Origin of the sequence: Pseudomonas sp. MM211, from assembly GCF_020386635.1 — a bacterium.
In the GTDB taxonomy this organism is placed as follows: Bacteria; Pseudomonadota; Gammaproteobacteria; order Pseudomonadales; family Pseudomonadaceae; genus Aquipseudomonas.
The window spans coordinates 2,109,968-2,127,560 of sequence record NZ_CP081942.1; the positions used below are offsets into that span (position 1 = coordinate 2,109,968).

At 61.2% G+C, this 17,593-nt stretch carries 14 protein-coding genes; 9 read left to right on the top strand and 5 right to left on the bottom strand.

What is annotated here, in order from left to right; all coding sequences use genetic code 11:
* The 8 genes from K5Q02_RS09600 to K5Q02_RS09635 all read left to right on the top strand — a co-directional run bounded on the left by K5Q02_RS09600 (nt 1) and on the right by K5Q02_RS09635 (nt 10,171).
* The gene (locus K5Q02_RS09600) at nt 1-564 is read left to right on the top strand and encodes an antibiotic biosynthesis monooxygenase (protein ID WP_225838607.1); all 564 of its coding nucleotides are present in this window, start codon (nt 1-3) and stop codon (nt 562-564) included.
* Nucleotides 565-601: 37 nt separating this feature from the next.
* Nucleotides 602-1,420, top strand: coding sequence for an alpha/beta fold hydrolase (locus tag K5Q02_RS09605; protein WP_225838609.1), 819 nt, complete (start codon nt 602-604; stop codon nt 1,418-1,420).
* A gap of 148 nt (nt 1,421-1,568) precedes the next feature.
* Nucleotides 1,569-3,410 carry an amidohydrolase gene (locus tag K5Q02_RS09610; RefSeq protein ID WP_225839635.1) on the top strand — a complete coding sequence of 614 codons (1,842 nt, stop codon included), beginning with the start codon at nt 1,569-1,571 and terminating at the stop codon, nt 3,408-3,410.
* A 744-nt stretch (nt 3,411-4,154) separates the two neighbouring features.
* Complete coding sequence (locus K5Q02_RS09615) at nt 4,155-5,807, top strand: MFS transporter (RefSeq protein ID WP_225838610.1); 1,653 nt, start codon at nt 4,155-4,157, stop codon at nt 5,805-5,807.
* Nucleotides 5,804-6,430, top strand: a complete 627-nt coding sequence (gene ycaC, locus K5Q02_RS09620; protein WP_225838612.1) for an isochorismate family cysteine hydrolase YcaC — start codon at nt 5,804-5,806, stop codon at nt 6,428-6,430. The genes K5Q02_RS09615 and ycaC overlap by 4 nt, the downstream gene beginning before the upstream one ends.
* Before the next feature lie 51 nt (nt 6,431-6,481).
* Complete coding sequence (locus tag K5Q02_RS09625) at nt 6,482-7,384, top strand: LysR substrate-binding domain-containing protein (protein ID WP_225838613.1); 903 nt, start codon at nt 6,482-6,484, stop codon at nt 7,382-7,384.
* 167 nt (nt 7,385-7,551) lie between these two features.
* Nucleotides 7,552-8,508: a GlxA family transcriptional regulator gene (locus K5Q02_RS09630; RefSeq protein ID WP_225838614.1), complete on the top strand. Its 957-nt coding sequence runs from the start codon at nt 7,552-7,554 to the stop codon at nt 8,506-8,508.
* A 217-nt stretch (nt 8,509-8,725) separates the two neighbouring features.
* Nucleotides 8,726-10,171 carry an ATP-binding protein gene (locus K5Q02_RS09635; RefSeq protein ID WP_225838616.1) on the top strand — a complete coding sequence of 482 codons (1,446 nt, stop codon included), beginning with the start codon at nt 8,726-8,728 and terminating at the stop codon, nt 10,169-10,171.
* Here K5Q02_RS09635 and K5Q02_RS09640 read toward each other — a convergent pair.
* The 3 genes from K5Q02_RS09640 to K5Q02_RS09650 all read right to left on the bottom strand — a co-directional run bounded on the left by K5Q02_RS09640 (nt 10,168) and on the right by K5Q02_RS09650 (nt 14,452).
* The gene (locus tag K5Q02_RS09640; protein ID WP_225838617.1) at nt 10,168-10,605 is read right to left on the bottom strand and encodes a helix-turn-helix domain-containing protein; all 438 of its coding nucleotides are present in this window, start codon (nt 10,603-10,605) and stop codon (nt 10,168-10,170) included. The two genes, K5Q02_RS09635 and K5Q02_RS09640, sit on opposite strands and share 4 nt — an antisense overlap.
* Before the next feature lie 158 nt (nt 10,606-10,763).
* A complete protein-coding gene (locus K5Q02_RS09645; RefSeq protein WP_225838619.1) occupies nt 10,764-11,402 on the bottom strand; it encodes a response regulator in 639 nt (212 codons plus the stop codon).
* The gene (locus K5Q02_RS09650; protein WP_225838621.1) at nt 11,399-14,452 is read right to left on the bottom strand and encodes a sensor histidine kinase; all 3,054 of its coding nucleotides are present in this window, start codon (nt 14,450-14,452) and stop codon (nt 11,399-11,401) included. The genes K5Q02_RS09645 and K5Q02_RS09650 overlap by 4 nt, the downstream gene beginning before the upstream one ends.
* 228 nt (nt 14,453-14,680) lie before the next feature.
* Here K5Q02_RS09650 and K5Q02_RS09655 point away from each other — a divergent pair, with 228 nt between their 5' ends.
* Complete coding sequence (locus tag K5Q02_RS09655) at nt 14,681-14,968, top strand: hypothetical protein (protein ID WP_225838623.1); 288 nt, start codon at nt 14,681-14,683, stop codon at nt 14,966-14,968.
* Between the two features lie 207 nt (nt 14,969-15,175).
* On the opposite strand, the gene K5Q02_RS09660 is transcribed toward K5Q02_RS09655, so the two are convergent.
* Entirely contained in the window at nt 15,176-16,102 is a 927-nt protein-coding gene (locus tag K5Q02_RS09660) for a DUF4435 domain-containing protein (RefSeq protein WP_225838624.1), read from the bottom strand.
* A complete protein-coding gene (locus K5Q02_RS09665; protein WP_225838626.1) occupies nt 16,099-17,475 on the bottom strand; it encodes an AAA family ATPase in 1,377 nt (458 codons plus the stop codon). Before K5Q02_RS09665 ends, K5Q02_RS09660 begins: the two co-directional genes overlap by 4 nt.
* Nucleotides 17,476-17,593: the final 118 nt, after the last annotated feature.

The window sequence follows — 17,593 nt, forward strand, 5'->3', positions numbered from 1 at the left end:
ATGACTGCCGTTCAACCCCACGACGTGGTGACTCTGGTCATCCAGCACAAGGTGCGCCCCGGTCATGTGCCGGCCTACGAGGCCTGGCTCAAACGTGCCCTGACGGCCGCCGAGCAGCAGAGCGGTCACCTGGGCGTGAACGTGATCCGCTCGGACGGGCAGAGCGACACCTTCACCACCGTTCTGCGTTTCGCCGAAAGCTGGCAGCTGGACGAGTGGATCGCCTCCGACCGTCGCCGCCTGCTGATCGACGAGGTGCTGCCACTGCTAGACGGCGGCGACCAGACCCAGGTCAGCCGCGATCACGAATTCTGGTTCACCCCCGAACACGCTCAGGCGCCGCAGCCACCGAAGTGGAAGCAGGCGGTGCTGACCTATCTGGTCATCTGCCCGCTGACCATGCTCATCCCGCAATTGTGGCTGCCGTTGTTCCAGCAGTACCCGGCCCTGGGCGGAGTGGTACCGAGCAACCTGCTGATCACCCTGTGCATCGTCGTGCCGGTGGTGTTCTGGATCATGCCGGTGGTCACCCGCTGCTGCGCGGGCTGGCTGAGCGCCCGTTGATTTTCCCATCCATTGCGATACCCGAGAGGACACGCCCATGAGCACTTTCACGACCCGCGACGGCACCGAGATATATTTCAAGGATTGGGGCAGCGGCAAGCCCGTGCTGTTCAGCCATGGCTGGCCGCTGGACGCGGACATGTGGGAATACCAGATGGAGTACCTGAGTAGCCGCGGCTACCGCACCATCGCCTTCGACCGCCGCGGCTTCGGGCGCTCCAGCCAGCCGTGGACGGGCTATGACTACGACACCTTCGCCGATGACATTCATGAGCTGATCGAGCACCTCGACCTGCGTGACGTGACCCTGGTCGGTTTCTCCATGGGCGGCGGCGATGTCAGCCGTTACATCGGTCGCCACGGTACGTCGCGGGTCGCCAAGCTGGCGCTGCTCGGTGCGGTCACGCCGATCTTCGGCAAGGCAGCGGATTTTCCCGAAGGTGTCGATGAGTCGGTGTTCGCTGGCATCAAGGCCGGTCTGCTCAAGGATCGTGCACAGTTCATCGCCGATTTCGCCACGCCTTTCTATGGCATCGACAAGGGCCAGCAGGTCTCCGATGGCGTGCTCAGCCAGACCCTCAATATCGCCCTGCTGGCATCGCTCAAGGGCACGGTGGATTGCGTCACCGCGTTCTCGCAAACCGACTTCCGCGCCGACCTGGCCAAGGTCGATGTGCCGACCCTGGTGATTCACGGCGATGCCGACGCCATCGTGCCGTTCGAGACCACCGGCCGGCTTGCCGCGCAGATGATCGAGGGCTCCGAGCTGAAGGTGTACGAGGGCGCGCCCCACGGTTTCGCCGTGACCCACCAGCAACGCCTCAACGAAGACCTGCTGGCCTTCGTGTCCCGCTGATCACCCGGAGCGCCCAGCCATGACTTCAGATCCCAAAGATCCCAAGCGCCGCCAGGTCGTCGCTGCCGGCAGCCTGCTTGGCGCCGCTGGCGCGCTCTGGTCTGCCTTACCTTTCGCCGGTCGCGCCGGCTACGCATTCGGAGCGAACATGAACGACGCTGACCTGATCCTGCTCAACGGTAAATTCCACACCGTCGACCCCGAGCGGCCGCACGCCACCGCAGTCGCCATCAAAGATGGCCGCTTCATCGCCGTGGGTAGCGACGCCGAAGCCATGGCCACCAAGGGCGCAGGCAGCAAGGTCATCGACCTGAACAAGCGCACCGCGATTCCCGGCCTCAACGACTCGCACCTGCACCTGATTCGTGGCGGCCTGAACTACAACCTGGAGCTGCGCTGGGAGGGCGTGCCGTCCCTGGCCGATGCCCTGCGCATGCTCAAGAACCAGGCGGATCGCACCCCCACGCCGCAGTGGGTACGCGTGGTTGGCGGCTGGAACGAATTCCAGTTTGCCGAAAAGCGCATGCCGACCCTGGCCGAGATCAACCAGGCGGCGCCAGACACCCCGGTGTTCCTGCTGCACCTCTACGACCGTGCTTTGCTCAACCGCGCCGCACTGCGTGTGGTCGGCTACACCAAGGACACGCCGAACCCGCCCGGTGGCGAGATCCAGCGTGACAGTAACGGCGACCCGACCGGCATGCTGATCGCCCGCCCCAACGCCATGATCCTCTACTCGACGCTGTCGAAAGGGCCGGCACTGCCACTGGAATACCAGGTCAACTCGACCCGCCAGTTCATGCGCGAACTCAACCGCCTGGGCCTGACCAGCGCCATCGATGCCGGCGGCGGTTACCAGAACTACCCCGACGACTACCAGGTGATCCAGCAGCTGGCCGACAACGACCAGCTCACCGTGCGCATCGCCTACAACCTGTTTACCCAAAAGCCCAAGGAAGAACTGGCCGACTTCCAGAAATGGACGAAGACCGTCACCTACGGCCAGGGCACCGACTACTTCCGCCACAACGGCGCGGGCGAGATGCTGGCGTTCTCCGCTGCCGACTTCGAAGATTTCCTCGAGCCGCGCCCGGATCTTCCGGCCGGCATGGAGGCCGATCTCGAACCGGTGGTGCGCCACTTGGTCGAGCACCGCTGGCCGTTCCGCCTGCACGCCACCTATGACGAATCCATCTCGCGCATGCTCGACGTGTTCGAGAAGGTCAACCGTGACATCCCGTTCAATGGCCTGCCGTGGTTCTTCGACCATGCGGAAACCATCACCCCGCGCAACATCGAGCGGGTCAGGGCGCTTGGCGGCGGCATCGCCATCCAGCACCGCATGGCCTTCCAGGGCGAGTACTTCGTCGACCGCTACGGCGCCAAGGCCGCCGAAGCCACGCCGCCGATCAAACGCATGCTCGCCGAAGGCGTGCCGGTCGGTGCCGGTACCGACGCCACCCGCGTGGCCAGCTACAACCCCTGGACATCGCTGTACTGGCTGGTCAGCGGCAAGACCGTGGGCGGCACCGCGCTGTATCCCGAAGGCTTGTCTCGCGCCGTTGCGCTGCAACTGTTCACCCAGGGCAGCGCCTGGTTCTCCAGCGAGCAGGGCAAGAAGGGCCAGATCAAGGTCGGGCAACTGGCCGACGTGGCGGTGCTCTCGGCGGATTACTTCAGCGTGACCGAAGAAGCCATCAAGCACCTCGAGTCGGTACTCACCGTGGTTGGCGGCAAGGTCGTCTACGGCGCGGGTGAGTTCGACACGCTCGGCATTCCGCCGCTGCCGGTACTGCCGGAATGGTCGCCGGTGGCCAAGGTACCTGGGCACTGGAAACCGTCCGCACCGCTGCAAGCCGCCGTGCACCAGTGCATCGGCTCCTGCGCGGTACACGCCCACAGCCATGAGCGGGCGCGGCAGAGCAAGGTGCCGATCAGCGACTACGCCGGCTTCTGGGGCGCCTTCGGCTGCTCGTGCTTCGCGTTCTGAGCCCTGTTTAAAGAGCTAGGAGACCTACTGGGCACGTGAGAACGACTGGATCTGTGGGAGCGGGCCATGCCCGCGATTCGCGCGCATGGCGCGCTCCCACAGCCGTAGGTTGATAGCGTTTTTTTCATCCACCACACGATCGCGGCTCCGGTGGATGGGTGAGGCGTCATCCACCCTACTGGGTTTGTAGGAGCGGGCTTGCCCGCGAAAACGCTGGTGGGTTTCACGCAGGTGTCGCGGCTGAAATCGCTTCGCCGGCAAGCCGGCTCCTACGGGAGCTGGCGTCTGCACTGCAGCGCCTTGTGGTGGATGACGATTTTTCATCCACCACGCTATCGAGGTTCCGGTGGATGGGTGAAGCGTCATCCACCCTACTGGGTTTGTAGGAGCGGGCTTGCCCGCGAAAACGCTGGTGGGTTTCACGCAGGTGTCGCGGCTGAAATCGCTTCGCCGGCAAGCCGGCTCCTACGGGAGCTGACGTCTGCACTGCAGCGCCTTGTGGTGGATGACGATTTTTCATCCACCACGCTATCGAGGTTCCGGTGGATAGGTGAGGCGTCATCCACCCTACGGAGTTGTAGGAGCGGGCTTGCCCGCGAAAGCGCTGGTGGGTTTCAAGCAGGCGTCGCGGCTGAAATCGCTTCGCCGGCAAGCCGGCTCCTACGGGGGCAGACGTATCCACCGCAGGCACGCGCATTTTTTCAACGAACACCGATCGTCATTGGGCGGTTTACGAGAGTAGCCATGGAAAGCGTCATCAAACAAACACCCGCCAGCCCCTGGAGCCCATTGCGCAGCAGCGTGTTTCGCTGGTTGTGGCTGGCCAGTATCGCCTCGAACATTGGCACCTGGATGCACGAGGTGGGCGCTGGCTGGCTGATGACCTCGCTGTCGGCCAGCCCGCTAGCGGTGGCGATGGTGCAGGTGGCAGCGGCCTTGCCGATGTTCTTTCTGGCACTGCCCGCTGGCGCCCTGGCGGACATCGTCGACAAGCGTCGCTACCTGCTCACCGTGCAGTTGTGGATGGCCAGCGTGGCGGTGCTGCTCGCCAGCCTGACGCTGCTCGGCTGGATGAACGTGCCGCTGCTGCTCCTGCTGACCCTGGCCATGGGCATCGGCACCGCGCTGATGATGCCGGCTTGGTCGGCACTGACCCCGGAGTTGGTCGGCAAGGATGAACTGCCCGCCGCGGTGGCGCTGTCCAGCCTGGGCATGAACGTGGCGCGGGCCATCGGGCCGGCCATCGCCGGGATTCTGGTTAGCCTCAGCGGCCCCTGGCTGACCTTCGCCCTTAACGCTGTGTCGTTCTTTGCGGTGATCGCCGCGCTGTATGCCTGGAAGCGCACACCCACGGTGAGCATCCTGCCGGCCGAGCGGCTGTTCGGTGCGGTGCGCCTCGGCGTGCGTTATGCGCGCAGCGCCAAACCGCTGCAGGCGGTACTGGTACGTACGCTGGCGTTCTTTGTCGGTGCCAGTGCCGGCATGTCGCTGCTGCCGTTACTGGTGCGTCGCGAGCTGCAGGGTACAGCGGCGGATTTCGGCATCCTGCTCGGCTGCGTGGGCATTGGCGCTATCGCCGGGGCGATGTTCCTGCCCAAGCTGCGCGAGCGGCTGCGCAGCGATGTAATCGTCGCCGCTGCCAGTGTCGCCTATGCCGCGGTGCTGTTCGGCTTGGCCTTTATCCGCGATTTCAGCCTGCTGATTCCGGTGATGCTGGTCAGCGGCGCCGCCTGGATCTGCGTGCTGTCGAACCTGCAGGTGGCCGCGCAGACCTCCGTGCCGAGCTGGGTAAGGGCCCGGGCGCTGGCGGTGTACATCTTGGTGTTCTTCGGCTGCAGCGCGCTGGGCGGCATCGTCTGGGGTTCGCTGGCCAGTGAGTTTTCGCTGACCGTCGCGCTGGCTGGTGGCGGCGCAATGCTGCTGCTCGGCGTGCTGCTGTCCTGGCGCTTCCACCTGCCGATCACCGCTGCCGAAGACCTGGCGCCTTCCGTGCACTGGCCCGCGCCGGTACTCAGCGCCGACATGGATCGCGAGCGCGGCCCGGTGATGGTCACCCTGGAGTACGACATCCCCGCCGAGCATGCCGACGCGTTCAGCGAAGCCATGCTCGCCGTACGCGCCATGCGCCGGCGCAACGGTGCGCTGTCCTGGGGCCTGCTGCAGGACAGCGAAAACCCGCAGCTCTGGCAGGAATTCTTCTTCGACGCCTCCTGGCTCGAACACCTGCGTCACCACGGCCGCGTCACCGTCGCCGAACAGCGTATCGAGGCCAACGCCCGGCAGTACCAGCGCGAAGGCGTCGCCGTGCGCATTCGCCACCTGCTTGGCGTGCCGGCACCGCGCACACCGCAAGCCCCTTTATCAAACACCCCTAACGCAACAGGAGTATCACCATGACCGTTCCCTACAAGCGCCTCAACAAAGATGACGCCGTCGTTCTGCTGGTCGACCACCAGGCCGGCCTGATTTCCCTGGTTCAGGACTTCAGCCCCAGCGACTTCAAGAACAACGTGCTGGCCCTGGCCAACTGCGCCAAGTTCTTCAACCTGCCGACCATCCTCACCACCAGCTTCGAGCAAGGCCCCAACGGCCCGCTGGTTCCCGAGCTGAAAGAGCTGTTCCCGGACGCGCCGTACATCGCCCGCCCTGGCCAGATCAATGCCTGGGACAACGAAGATTTCGTCAAGGCGGTCAAGGCCACCGGCAAGAAGCAGATCATCATCGCCGGCGTAGTCACCGACGTCTGCGTGGCGTTCCCGACCCTCTCGGCCATTGCCGAAGGCTTCGACGTGTTCGTGGTCACCGATGCATCCGGCACTTTCGACAAGACCGTGCAGCAAGCTGCCTGGAACCGCATGAGCGCTTCCGGTGCACAACTGCTGAACTGGTTCTCCGTGGCCTGTGAGCTGCACCGCGACTGGCGCAACGATATCGAAGGCCTGGGCGCGCTGCTGTCCAACCACATCCCCAACTACCGCAACCTGATGACCAGCTATTTCACGCTGACCGCCAACAAGTGATGACATCCGGCCGCGGTGCTCGAGCACTGCGGCCGGTTCTGGAGCACCTCTTTGAACCGTAGCGATCTTCGCAAAGTCGACTTGCACCTGCTGGTCGTGTTCGAAAGCCTGATGCACGAGCGCAACCTCACGCGTACGGCGGAGAAGCTGTACCTCGGCCAGCCGGCGATCAGCGCGTCGCTGACCCGTCTGCGCGACTATTTCAATGACCCGCTGCTGGTGCGCAACGGCCGCGAGATGGAGCCCACGCCCCGTGCCCTGGAAATCTTCCGCCGCCTGCCAACGGCGCTGGATGGCATTTCCCAGGCGATCAGCGAAGTGAGGGACTTCGACCCGAGCAGCAGCACCGCGGTGTTTCGCATCGGCATGTCCGACGATGTCGAGTGCGGCCTGCTCCCGCAATTGCTCGCCCACCTGCGCCAACAGGCGCCCGATTGCGTTCTAGTGGTACGCAACGCCAACTTCCTGCTGCTGCCGGGCCTGCTCGCTACGGGCGAGGTGTCCATCGGCATCAGCTACACCACGCAGTTGCCGGCCAACGCCAAGTGCCGCAGCCTGCGCGACATCCGCGCCATGGTCATCCGCGCCGCTGACGGCTCGCCGCCGCTGAGCCTGGACGACTACTGCGCGCGGCCCCATGCGCTGGTGTCCATGTCCGGCGACCTGTGCGGCAACATCGACCAGGATCTGGCGCGCCTCGAGCGCTCGCGCAAGATCGCCCTGGCGGTACCGCACTTCAATGGCCTCGGTGCGCTGCTGCGCAACTCGGACATGATCGCCACCATTCCGGACTACGCCGCCGCAGCGCTGGTGCAGGGCGGCGGCCTGGTGATGGAGGAGCCGCCGTTCGAGATCGTCGCCGCGCAACTGACCATGGTCTGGCGCGCCGCTCAGGATATGGATCCCGCCGAGCGCTGGCTGCGTGAGCAGATCCTGCGTTTCATGGGCGTCTGATTCCGCCTTTCTGGCCGCGTGCCAGCAACACTTTAGGGTTGCGTTGAGGCAGCCCTTGCGGGTCTGCCGCGCAGGCTGTCGTACCCTGATAATCGGCGTACGATTATTCACCCGACACCTGCCAGACATCCACGCCTGGCCGTGTCTCTCCGTGTTTCGAGATCCGCATGCCCACCAAGACCGTGGCGATCCTGCTCTTTCCCGATGTGCTGATGCTCGACGTGGCCGGCCCCATCGAGGTGTTTTCGGTCGCCAACCGCTATCTGCCCGAGAGCGATCACTACCGCATCGTCACCCTGGGAGCATCGTCGTTGGCCGTGCGCGCTTCCAACGGTATCGTCATGCAGGCGGATCAGTTGGCCGAAGAGGCGCCGGTCGCCTACGACACCCTGCTGGTGCCGGGTGGCCCCGGTGCCTACAACTCCAGTCACCCACATCTGCACGCCTGGCTGCGGGACGCCGCTGCGGCGTCGCGTCGGCATGGCGCGGTGTGCACCGGCGCCTTCATCCTCGGTGAAGCCGGTTTGCTCGACGGCCATCGTGTGACCACCCATTGGCATTATCTGGATCGCCTGGCGAAGCGATATCCCAAGGCGCACCTGGAAAGCGATCAACTGTTCACCAAGGACGGCAAGCTGCTCAGCTCCGGCGGCGTAACGGCGGGCATCGACCTGGCGCTGTCGATCCTCGCCGACGACCACGGCAAGAAGCTCGCGCTGGATGTGGCCAAGGTGCTGCTGGTGGTGATCAAGCGCCAGGGCGGTCAGGCCCAGTTCAGCCCGCTGCTGCCGCCGACCGGGCAGGGCGCCACGCCCCTCGAGCGGGTGCAGCAGCACGTGCTGGAGAACATTCAGGAACCGTTCAGCGTCGAGCAACTGGCCGAGCTGGCCGCCATGAGCGTGCGCAACTTCGCCCGGGTATTCACCCGTGAGCTGCAGATGACGCCCATGGATTTCGTGCTCAACGCCCGCATCGACCACGCCCGCAGCCTGCTGGAAAGCACCGACCTGCCGCTGAAAACCGTGGCCTTTCGCAGCGGTTTCGGCAGCACCCGGCACATGCGCCAGATGTTCGACAAACGCCTGGGGCTGACCCCGGTGCAGTACCGCCACCAGTTCGGCTGACCGCTGTCGGCATGCTGTTAAATGGCCATGAAGCCCATGCCAGAGCGGTTCGCCTGTTGTCCGTGATGGGCACCTGTATGGCCGAATCGACACCCCATTACTGATGTCGTGCTGCCGGCGAACGGCGGAGAATGATTCTCTTATCACAGCAAGGAGCGGCGTATTGCCGACTGGTCGAGACCCACTGGGTTCGGCTTGGCGGGGCGCTGAAACGGTCATGCACGATCTCGACACCGGTGGCGAAGACACAGTCCTGCGTTTCGGCCGTTTCGAACTGCACCCGCAGCGTCGCCTGCTGCTCGATGGTGACCGGCCTTTGCCGATAGGCGCCCGCGCCCTCGACATTCTGCTGGTGCTGGTGGAAAGCGCCGGCAAGATCGTCAGCAAGGAGACCATCATCTCCCAGGTCTGGCCGAAGACCTTCGTTGAAGAGATCAACCTGCGCGTACACATCTCGGCTCTGCGCCGTGCCCTGGGGGTCTGCCCGCAGTCGCGGGATTACATCACCAACGTGCGCCAGCGCGGCTACAGCTTCGTCGCCTACGTCGAGCAGGTCAGCCAGCGTACTGGCGATCTCGACCTGCAGCCCTGCGGCGTACCAAGCCTGCCTGGGCGGCCGGTACGCATCGAGGGCCGCGATAAGCTGATCGCCGAGCTGACCCGCCGTCTGCAGAGCCGCCGGCACATCTCGCTGATCGGCCCTGGCGGCGTCGGCAAGACCACCGTTGCTCTGCGCGTTGCCCAGCAGCAGCTCGGCCACTTCCGCGACGGTGTGCGCTTCGTCGACCTGGCGATGGTCAGCGATCCGGCTCAACTACCCACCGCGCTCGTTTCGGAGCTGGGCCTCGTGTTACCGCCCGGTCAGGATGCTCAGGCCTTTCTGCTCGCCACCCTGGCGGATCGCCACATGCTGGTGCTGCTGGACAACTGCGAGCACCTGATCGACGCCTGCGCCGCGCTCTGTGAAGCCCTGCTGCAGGCTGCGCCAGCGCTGCGCATTGTCGCCACCAGCCGCGAGGCCCTGCGCACTCGTGAGGAATACGTGCAAGCGCTGGCGCCGCTGGACATGCCACCGCTAGGCAGCCACCTGCGTTTGGCTGCGGCCTTGCGCTATCCCGCCGTGAAGTTGCTCGCCCGGCGCATCCGCGCACGGCAGTCGGGCTTCCGCCTGCGCGAGACCGACGTGCCGCGGGTCGTCGAACTTTGCCGGCGGCTCGACGGTCTGCCCCTGGCCATTGAACTGGCCGCGGCGCAGCTCGACACCCAGAGCCTGGAAGGCATCCTCGCCCAGTTGGAAAACCACAGTTACCTGAGCCTGCTCGGGCGGCGCACTACGCCGGCTCGCCATTCCAGCCTGATGGCCTCGCTGGACTGGAGCTACGCGCTGCTCGACGCGCACCAGCGTAACTGCCTGCACGGGCTGTCGGTGTGCGACGAATACTTCACCGTGGCCGATGTGCGTAGTGCGCTGGCAGGGTTGCCGATCAGCGACAGCGAGCGCTGCGGTTCACTGTCACGGCTGGTCTCGTTGTCGCTGATCGGCCTGCGCCGCGACGGCGATCTGGTCTATTACCACATGCTCAACAGCACCCGCGCCTATGCTGCCGAGAAGCGTCGCCAGGCTGCCATCGTTGCGGCTCAGGTGCTGCCTATACCGGCTTAGCAGGCGAGCTGCTGGAGCATCGCCACCGCTGGCTGCGCGGCCATCTGCTGACGCTTCCAGGCCAGCGGGCTCATGCCCATGCTCTTGGCGAATACCCGGCAGAAATGCGCCTGGTCGAAGAAGCCGCAGTCCATGGCGATAGCCGTCAGCGACAGCGACAGCGACGATTGCAGCAACATTTCCCTGGCCTTTTCCACTCGCTGCTGGCGCAACCATACATGGGGCGACAGGCAGGTGCTTTCCTTGAACTTGCGGGTGAAATGGCTGCGTGACAGGGCGCAGGCCTCGGCCACTTCGGCCACCGAAATACCGGCATCCAGATGGTCGAGCATCAGCTGCTTGGCAACATCCTCCTGCCAGGCGGTGAGCCTGCCGATCACGGGCGCGGCCACACGGGCGACGAGGGTGGGGCGGGGCTGTGCTACTCGATTCATGGTGATGTCCGTATTCGCTGGCAGCGCCGCAGGAGCGCGGAACTGCGCGGCGTTACAGGGAACGCCGCGGGCGATACGGATTGTTGGAGAGTGGGGCGGTGGGGGCGAGTTGCGTAATGTTAATTAAGGTTAAGGGCGGCGGTTAACGTTGCGACATCTCAGCCCTGTGGCCAGGCATCGATGACCCCGCGCTGCATTGCGATGGCCACGGCGTGGGTGCGGTTACGCGCCTTGAGCTTGTCCATGATGCTGCGCATATGGCCCTTCACCGTGTCTTCGGAAATCGCCAATTGGGCAGCGATATCGCTATTGCCCAGACCCTGGGCAACGCTGTTGAGCACCTGGGTTTCGCGGGCGGTGAGGGTGTCCTGGGCGATGGCGTCGAACAGCTCGCTGGCGATCGGTTCAGGGAAGTAGCGCTTGCCCGCCGCCAAGGTGCGGATGGCCGTGACCAGCTCCTTGCGCAGCATGCTTTTCAGCAGGTAGCCACGGGCTCCGGCCTGCACCGCCTGTAAGGCCCGCGCGTCGCCGCTGTAGGTGGTGAGCACGGCGATGCAGGCATCACTGAACTGCCGGCGAATCGCCTGAATCGCTTCGGTGCCGTTGAGGCCGGGCATCTGCAGATCCATCAGGGTCACGTCCGGGCGCAGCTCCGTGAAGCGCTCCACGGCCTGCAGGCCATCGGCGGCCTCGCCAACCAGCAGGATGTCATCGTGGGCTTCGAGCACCGCGGCGATGCCTTCGCGCAGTAGCGGGTGATCGTCGACTACCAGCAGGCGGATGGGGGCGTCGTTCATGCATCGTCTTCCGTTCGGGGGCGCGCTGTCAGCCAGCGCCGCCAGACACTTCGGGTTGGACCGGGATACGCCAAGCGGGCGCTCAGTTCCAGCTGCACGCGGGTTCCGGTAGCGGGCAGCGGCCGCACCTCGAGCCGTGCGCCGATACCGCTGGCGCGCTCGTGCATACCGCGTATGCCCCAGCGCCCTGGCCGGCCTTGTGCTGCGGCATACGAGGCGGGGATGCCCTGGCCATCATCATCGATGTGCAGCTGGAAGCACCGCGCACCATACACCAGCCCGATCTCTATCCGCCGCGCGGCGCCATGGCGTAGCGCATTGCCGATGGCCTCGGCCGCGATGCGGTAGGCCTCGTCGTGCACTGCTGCCTGCAATGCGCGCCTGTGGCCTTTGACCTGTACGGTAAAGGTAATGCCCGGCTCATCCAGCGTTGCCCCCAGGCGCTCGAGCGCGGCGGGCAAGTCGATACCTGGGCTCGGCTGACGCAGCTCCTGCACGCGCTCGCGGCCTTCGTGCATCACCTCGTCGGCGCGATCCAGCGCATGTTCCAGCCGTGGCCGCGCGGGGTGGTCGACAGTCAATGTGTCGGTCGCCGCCTGGAAGCGCAGCATCAGGCCCTGCAAGCCTTGCAGCAGGGTGTCGTGCAACTCCCGGGCGATCCGCTCGCGTTCGCTCTGTTGGGCTTGGAGCCGGAGCTGCAGGCGCCGTCGATCCCTGTGCACCACCAGGCGGTGCAGCCACCACAAGCCAAGCAGCAGGGTGGTGGCCAGCGGCAGATAAAAGAGCGGCCGCAGGTAGAACACCGGCTCGACGCTGAACGCCAGCACTGTCGGCGCCGCCGGCTCGCCACCGCCCTGGTCGAAGGCCTGCACCTCGAAGCGGAAGTCTCCAGCCGGTAGGCCGGTATAGGTGGCCCGGCGCTGGCGCCCGGCTTCGATCCAGTCACGGTCGTAACCCCGCAGGCGATAGCGGAACGACAGGCTGTGCGGCGCTCGCAGGTTCAGCGCCGTGTAATCGATGACGATGCGTTGCGTATCGGCAGCTAATTGCAGTGCGGTTTGCAGCGGCATAGGCGCACCGTCCACCTGTAATGCTTCGATCACCACCGGCGGCAGCGGCGGGGCGGGCAGTTGGCGGGCCGGGTCGATCCAGCTCACCCCGGCGCTGGTGGAAAACCACAGCCGCCCATCCGGCCCGGCCAGCGCCGTGGGCAAGGGCAGCACCCGGTAGGGATCGTTGGCCAGGCTGCCGTCCAGGCCGATGGAACGGTAGCGCAGGCGGTGCTGCGGCTCGGCCAGGGCGCGCTGCAACTCGGCCGCAGGCAGCTGCACGATGCCGGCCTTGCCATGCACCCACAGGTCGCCAGCGGTGCCGGGGAGGATCGCGTAGATATTCTCGAACTGGCCGTTGTCCGGCAGGTGCAGGGTCTGGAAGCGCTGGCCATCGAAGCGCGCCAGGCCGTGCTGGCCGCCCACCCAGGAAATACCGCCGTGGTGCAACTGAGCGGTAATGTGGCCGATAGTCAGGCCATCCGCCGCGCCCCACTGGCATACCTGATCGCCCTGGCGCGTGACCAGCAGATTGTCCCGGTAGCCGAACCACAGGCGGCCCTGGTCATCCGTCCCGGCGCTGACCGGCATCAGCTGGCTTGGCGCTTCACTGGGGCCGGCCACTGGCTGCCAATTCGTACCGTGCAGCACGAACAGCCCGAGTCGGTTGATCGATACCCACAAGCTGCCGTCCGTGCCCACTGCCATCGCCCGTATCGAGGCATCTGCCGGCGCCTGCTCGGGCAGCTTGGCCTGCAGCACGATGCCCGCTGGTGTGCCGCGCCAGACCCCATGGGGGCCGCCGATCCAGACAGTGCCGTCGGCAGCGGCGATCAGGCTGGTGACCGGCTCGGGGATCGGCCAGCGCTGCAAGTCGTTGCCCTGCAGGCGCATCAATCCCTGGTTATTGCTGGCCGCCCATAGCGCGCCGTCAGTCGCTACCGCCAGTGCGGCATTCAGCGTGCCGGCGGGTAGCGGTGCGGCGCTCAGCTCGCCCAGGCGAAAACGATCAAGGCCGCCACTGCTGCCAGCCCACACCGTGCCGTCGCGGTCTTCCAGCAAGGGCCACAGGTAATCGGCACTCAGCCCTTGGGCGCTGGTGAGCTGCTCGGCATCGGCTTTGTGCAACGTGGCGTTCGCGGCTGGATAGCGGCGCAACCCGTTGCCGGGCGTGCTGGCCCAAAGCCCGCCGCTGTGGTCGAACAACAACCCGTTGATGGGCGAGTCCAGCTCTTGGCTCTGCAAGTGCGGCGCCGGCCCTTGCACGACGTGGTGCAGCTTATTCACGTAGCGCTCGGCGACCCATAGCGTGCCGTCCGCCGCCTGGGCGATCTGGCTGGCCCAATCGAGTTCGCCGGCGACTTCAGTGAAATGCTGTACACCGGCAGGGCGGTGGTACAAGCGCTCGCTGCTCGCCGTCCATACGCCGCCATCCCGGTCGATGAATACCGCGCGGGCACTGTTCGCGGTAAAGCCCTCGGCTTCACCTACCCGCTGCCAGCGCTGCCCGTCGAAACGTGCCAGCCCGTCATGGGCCGCAGCCCAGAGCGTGCCGCTGGCCTCGCGGGCGAAACCGTAGAGGGCGCCGGTCGGCAGCCCATCCCCAGGCGCGAAATAGCGGGAGGCCTGCCCCGCGACCAGCCGCGCACCACCGGCGCGCAGCCCAACCCACAAGGCATCGTCCACGGCCAACAAGCTGGCGACCGTGCCCAAGGGCTGTTCATCGCCGGGTCGATAGCGCACGAAATTGAAGCCATCGAAGCGCAGCAATCCGTCATCGCTGCCCAGCCACAGATAACCATCCGCCGTCTGCGCCAGTGCGCCTACCTGGTTGGGGCCGTTATCGTCCGCCGTCGTCCAGCGGTGGTGCTCGCGTACTGCCAATGGCTCGGCCTGAGCCGTCAGCGCGACAAACCCCAGCAGTGCAGCCAACAGCCAGGCGCAGCAGCGCCTTGCCAATACAGGCGGGCCGTCGGCTAGAGTCGGGGGAGGGCAGTTCACGGCAGGCAGTCAGGGCAAACGCGGAAACCGCGATTGTGCGCCCAGGCTTGCGGCGATGCCAGAGCGTTACGGTGACAGGCAGCACAGCACAAGGAATGTTAGTGGGACTACAATTAACACCCAACGACCAGCACTCAGCGGTTTACAGCTATGCACTGAACTCAGAGCTGCAAACGTCGCTCTGAATGAGCATCTGGGTTGAACATCACCAGCCAGGAGGGCTGAATCATGGGATTGGAAGACCACGAATGGTGGCGCGAAGAACGCCGCCAGCAGGGACATAACGCATCATGGGACAACTTCAGGGTAAAACCTGACCCCCGACTCCCCACGCTTGCTGCCAGCGAGCTCCTCAGAATCCAGCGCCCCACCAAACTGGCTACGCCCCCTTCTTATCAGCACCTGCACGAACAGCACCACGAGGCACGCACTGGCGCAAGAACCAGCATAGTGCTGCTTATCGTGGGTGCGGTTGCTTGTGGGGCGATGGTGGTGGTGGGGTATTTTGTGTTTTAGGTGTTGTTTAGCTCGCGCCGATGCTTGAAGAGAAAAGGCTTATCGTTTGATAAGCCTTTTGTTTTTTGGGGGAGGATACACGCTAGGCATTATGAATCACCTGAGCACCGCCCTGTATTCCCTCTACAGCCCATAGAACGGAAGAAATGGCATATTGCCATGCTCATAAACCATATAAATTCAGAAAAAATATGGTTTTGTAGTCACTCAAATGGATGCAAGGAATTTCGTTAGGCACCTAGGTGAGGGTACATACTGAGACGCGGTAGATAAAATATGATCTGACATTGATGGGTTTTCAGTACATATTTTCATTCCAAACTTGGCTAATGCTTTATTTGCAATTGAGCCAGAGTTTTTGAGCTCTCTAACATATAGCCTTAAAATCAATATCTCTTGTTTTCCCCTAAAGCGATCTGCAGGGTTATTGGCTATTGCTAGCCAAGAAGAATTTGCTATTGCTTTTATATAGTCTTCTCTTTCGATTTTCCTGTTTTTTATAAACAGCTCATTTTTTGTCAAAATGATTTTTAGTTTGTCTTTCTCTATCAATGCTTCAAGTTTTAAGACTTTATCTAAGCTGATTTTTTTATTCTGTTTTTGTGTTCGTACATAATAAAATACAGAATTTAAAAACTTGACGCTTCTACTGGTGTGAAATTTCTTCCGTAGACTTTCATACTCTTCTAATAGGAAATCTATTATTTCGAGCCGGTTCGTAATGTCTGATCTGGTTAGTCCGCACTCCGCCTCAATAAGGCGCTTTACCGTTTCTCTCGAACAGTAAAGATTTTCTATTGAGTAAGTAGGTGTTACATATGTGTCTTTGAATGTAATTGTTTGGTCGTAATCTCTATCTACGAAGAAAAAAGTTAGATCGTTAAAGAATTTTGGGTGTGATCTGATTTTTTTCCTAAGCTCCAAAACCTTGGACTTTCCGCCTACTGAAATAGATGTCCATTCTCGATTTAATAGGGAGCTAAATTTGGGGGTGTAGAACTTTGGGTCATCCTTCCCTTCTAATACCATCACAGCTTTGGACAGCCCATCAGCGGGTCTTGTTTTTATATACTCTACGAAATGTACTTCTTCGCCTTCGGCGTACTCCATAAACAAGTTAAGGCGACTGGTCATTGTTCACGCTTCTCTAAAAAGTACGATTTCAAATCGCTTGTGTAATCCACCATGTTTGAGATTATGAAAGGACTATGGGTCATAGCGATAAGCATCTCGCAGCTTTCGCTATCAACGACGTCTGGTAATAGCAGTCTTTGCCACTCCACTGAAAGTGATAGTTCAGGCTCGTCAAACAGTACGAAATAACCTCTGTTTTTTTCTAGGATAAGTTTTGAGAAAAGAGATACTATTTGCTTTTCGCCTGATGATAGTTGCTCAAATTTAATTTCGTTGCCTGTATCGTTGCAGGTGATAAAAACTTCAAGGGTTGTTTCATCATATGTCATTCCCTTGTTAACAAAATATTTTGAGCATATAAAGGCAAACTTGCTTAGGGCGTTATCCTTCTCTCTCTGTTCTAGGAAGGCGTCGTACATTTTTGACAAAAAGTAAACTAGCACCTCATTTTTAGGGCTGTTGAAGTCTTCTTCTGATTTAACCTTGTCTATGATTAAAGCTTTATCGTCTGCAGACAAGGATCTTCCGAATCTATTTAGTACGAGCATAAGAGAGTCGCGGTTTTTTGTTATGATTTTGCGATCTTCGGTTGTTACGGTAAGCCCTTTCACGAGCCTGTTTAATATTTCCCCGTTTATTCTTGACATTGAGTCGTTGCAAGAAGTCAGGATTTCTTTCTTTATTGACTCAAGTTTGGCTTCTACGTCGGACATTCCGAAACGAATATGCTCATTGCCCGTTAACCCGTCATCATCTTTGATGGATGAAATCAAGTCTTCTATTCGACGGTAAGTTGGTAGGTAAAGAGTTTTTAGAGGGAAATTTTCTCTTATGGAATTAAAGAAGCTAAGATTTTGCTTCTTAAGCGCGACTGAATCTCTCTCTTCAAAAAGCTCGCGTAACGCCATTGAACTGAAGGGGTAGTTCTTGCCAGCAGATATCCTCAGATGGCTGATGGCACTTTTAGTTTGGGTTTCGTAGTATTTATTTTGATAATAGTTTGTTACTGATGTTTGTAGCTGTTTATAGGATGAGTGTTTAGAAATCATGTCAAGGACGTCTGACAGGGACTCATCATCTATTTTATTTTTTATATGCTCATATGCTCTTGATTCCCATTCGTACTCAAGATCATTTTTCAAAATAGAAATGGGGTTTCTTAGTTTTCTGAATTTTATTTCAATTGAGGAAAAGCTTATTTCCTTTAGTTTTTTTACATTACCGCTTAGGGCTGCGTCTATTGTTTTTAATATTGTTGTTTTACCCTGCCCATTCTCAGATAAAAGTATGCTGTAGGGAGTTGTAAATTCTATCTTTACGTCTTTGAATCCATGTAGTCCATAGATTGCAAAGTACTCAATTATTGATCCCAATTCCTGTTATCCCTAGTGGTTTATGTGGGAGGGCTTCTCAGCACCTAATTTATTTTTTTTGATTTCAAAACTTTGAATTGATGCATCTGTACATATTGTTATGTTCATAAGTTTGGGC

Coding starts and splice junctions, on each gene's coding strand:
- K5Q02_RS09660 (WP_225838624.1), bottom strand. CDS start 16,102: ATGACCAGTCGCCTTAACTTGTTTATGGAGTACGCCGAAGGCGAAGAA.
- K5Q02_RS09640 (WP_225838617.1), bottom strand. CDS start 10,605: ATGAATCGAGTAGCACAGCCCCGCCCCACCCTCGTCGCCCGTGTGGCC.
- K5Q02_RS09610 (WP_225839635.1), top strand. CDS start 1,569: ATGAACGACGCTGACCTGATCCTGCTCAACGGTAAATTCCACACCGTC.
- K5Q02_RS09635 (WP_225838616.1), top strand. CDS start 8,726: ATGCACGATCTCGACACCGGTGGCGAAGACACAGTCCTGCGTTTCGGC.
- K5Q02_RS09645 (WP_225838619.1), bottom strand. CDS start 11,402: ATGAACGACGCCCCCATCCGCCTGCTGGTAGTCGACGATCACCCGCTA.
- ycaC (WP_225838612.1), top strand. CDS start 5,804: ATGACCGTTCCCTACAAGCGCCTCAACAAAGATGACGCCGTCGTTCTG.
- K5Q02_RS09615 (WP_225838610.1), top strand. CDS start 4,155: ATGGAAAGCGTCATCAAACAAACACCCGCCAGCCCCTGGAGCCCATTG.
- K5Q02_RS09605 (WP_225838609.1), top strand. CDS start 602: ATGAGCACTTTCACGACCCGCGACGGCACCGAGATATATTTCAAGGAT.
- K5Q02_RS09655 (WP_225838623.1), top strand. CDS start 14,681: ATGGGATTGGAAGACCACGAATGGTGGCGCGAAGAACGCCGCCAGCAG.
- K5Q02_RS09630 (WP_225838614.1), top strand. CDS start 7,552: ATGCCCACCAAGACCGTGGCGATCCTGCTCTTTCCCGATGTGCTGATG.
- K5Q02_RS09600 (WP_225838607.1), top strand. CDS start 1: ATGACTGCCGTTCAACCCCACGACGTGGTGACTCTGGTCATCCAGCAC.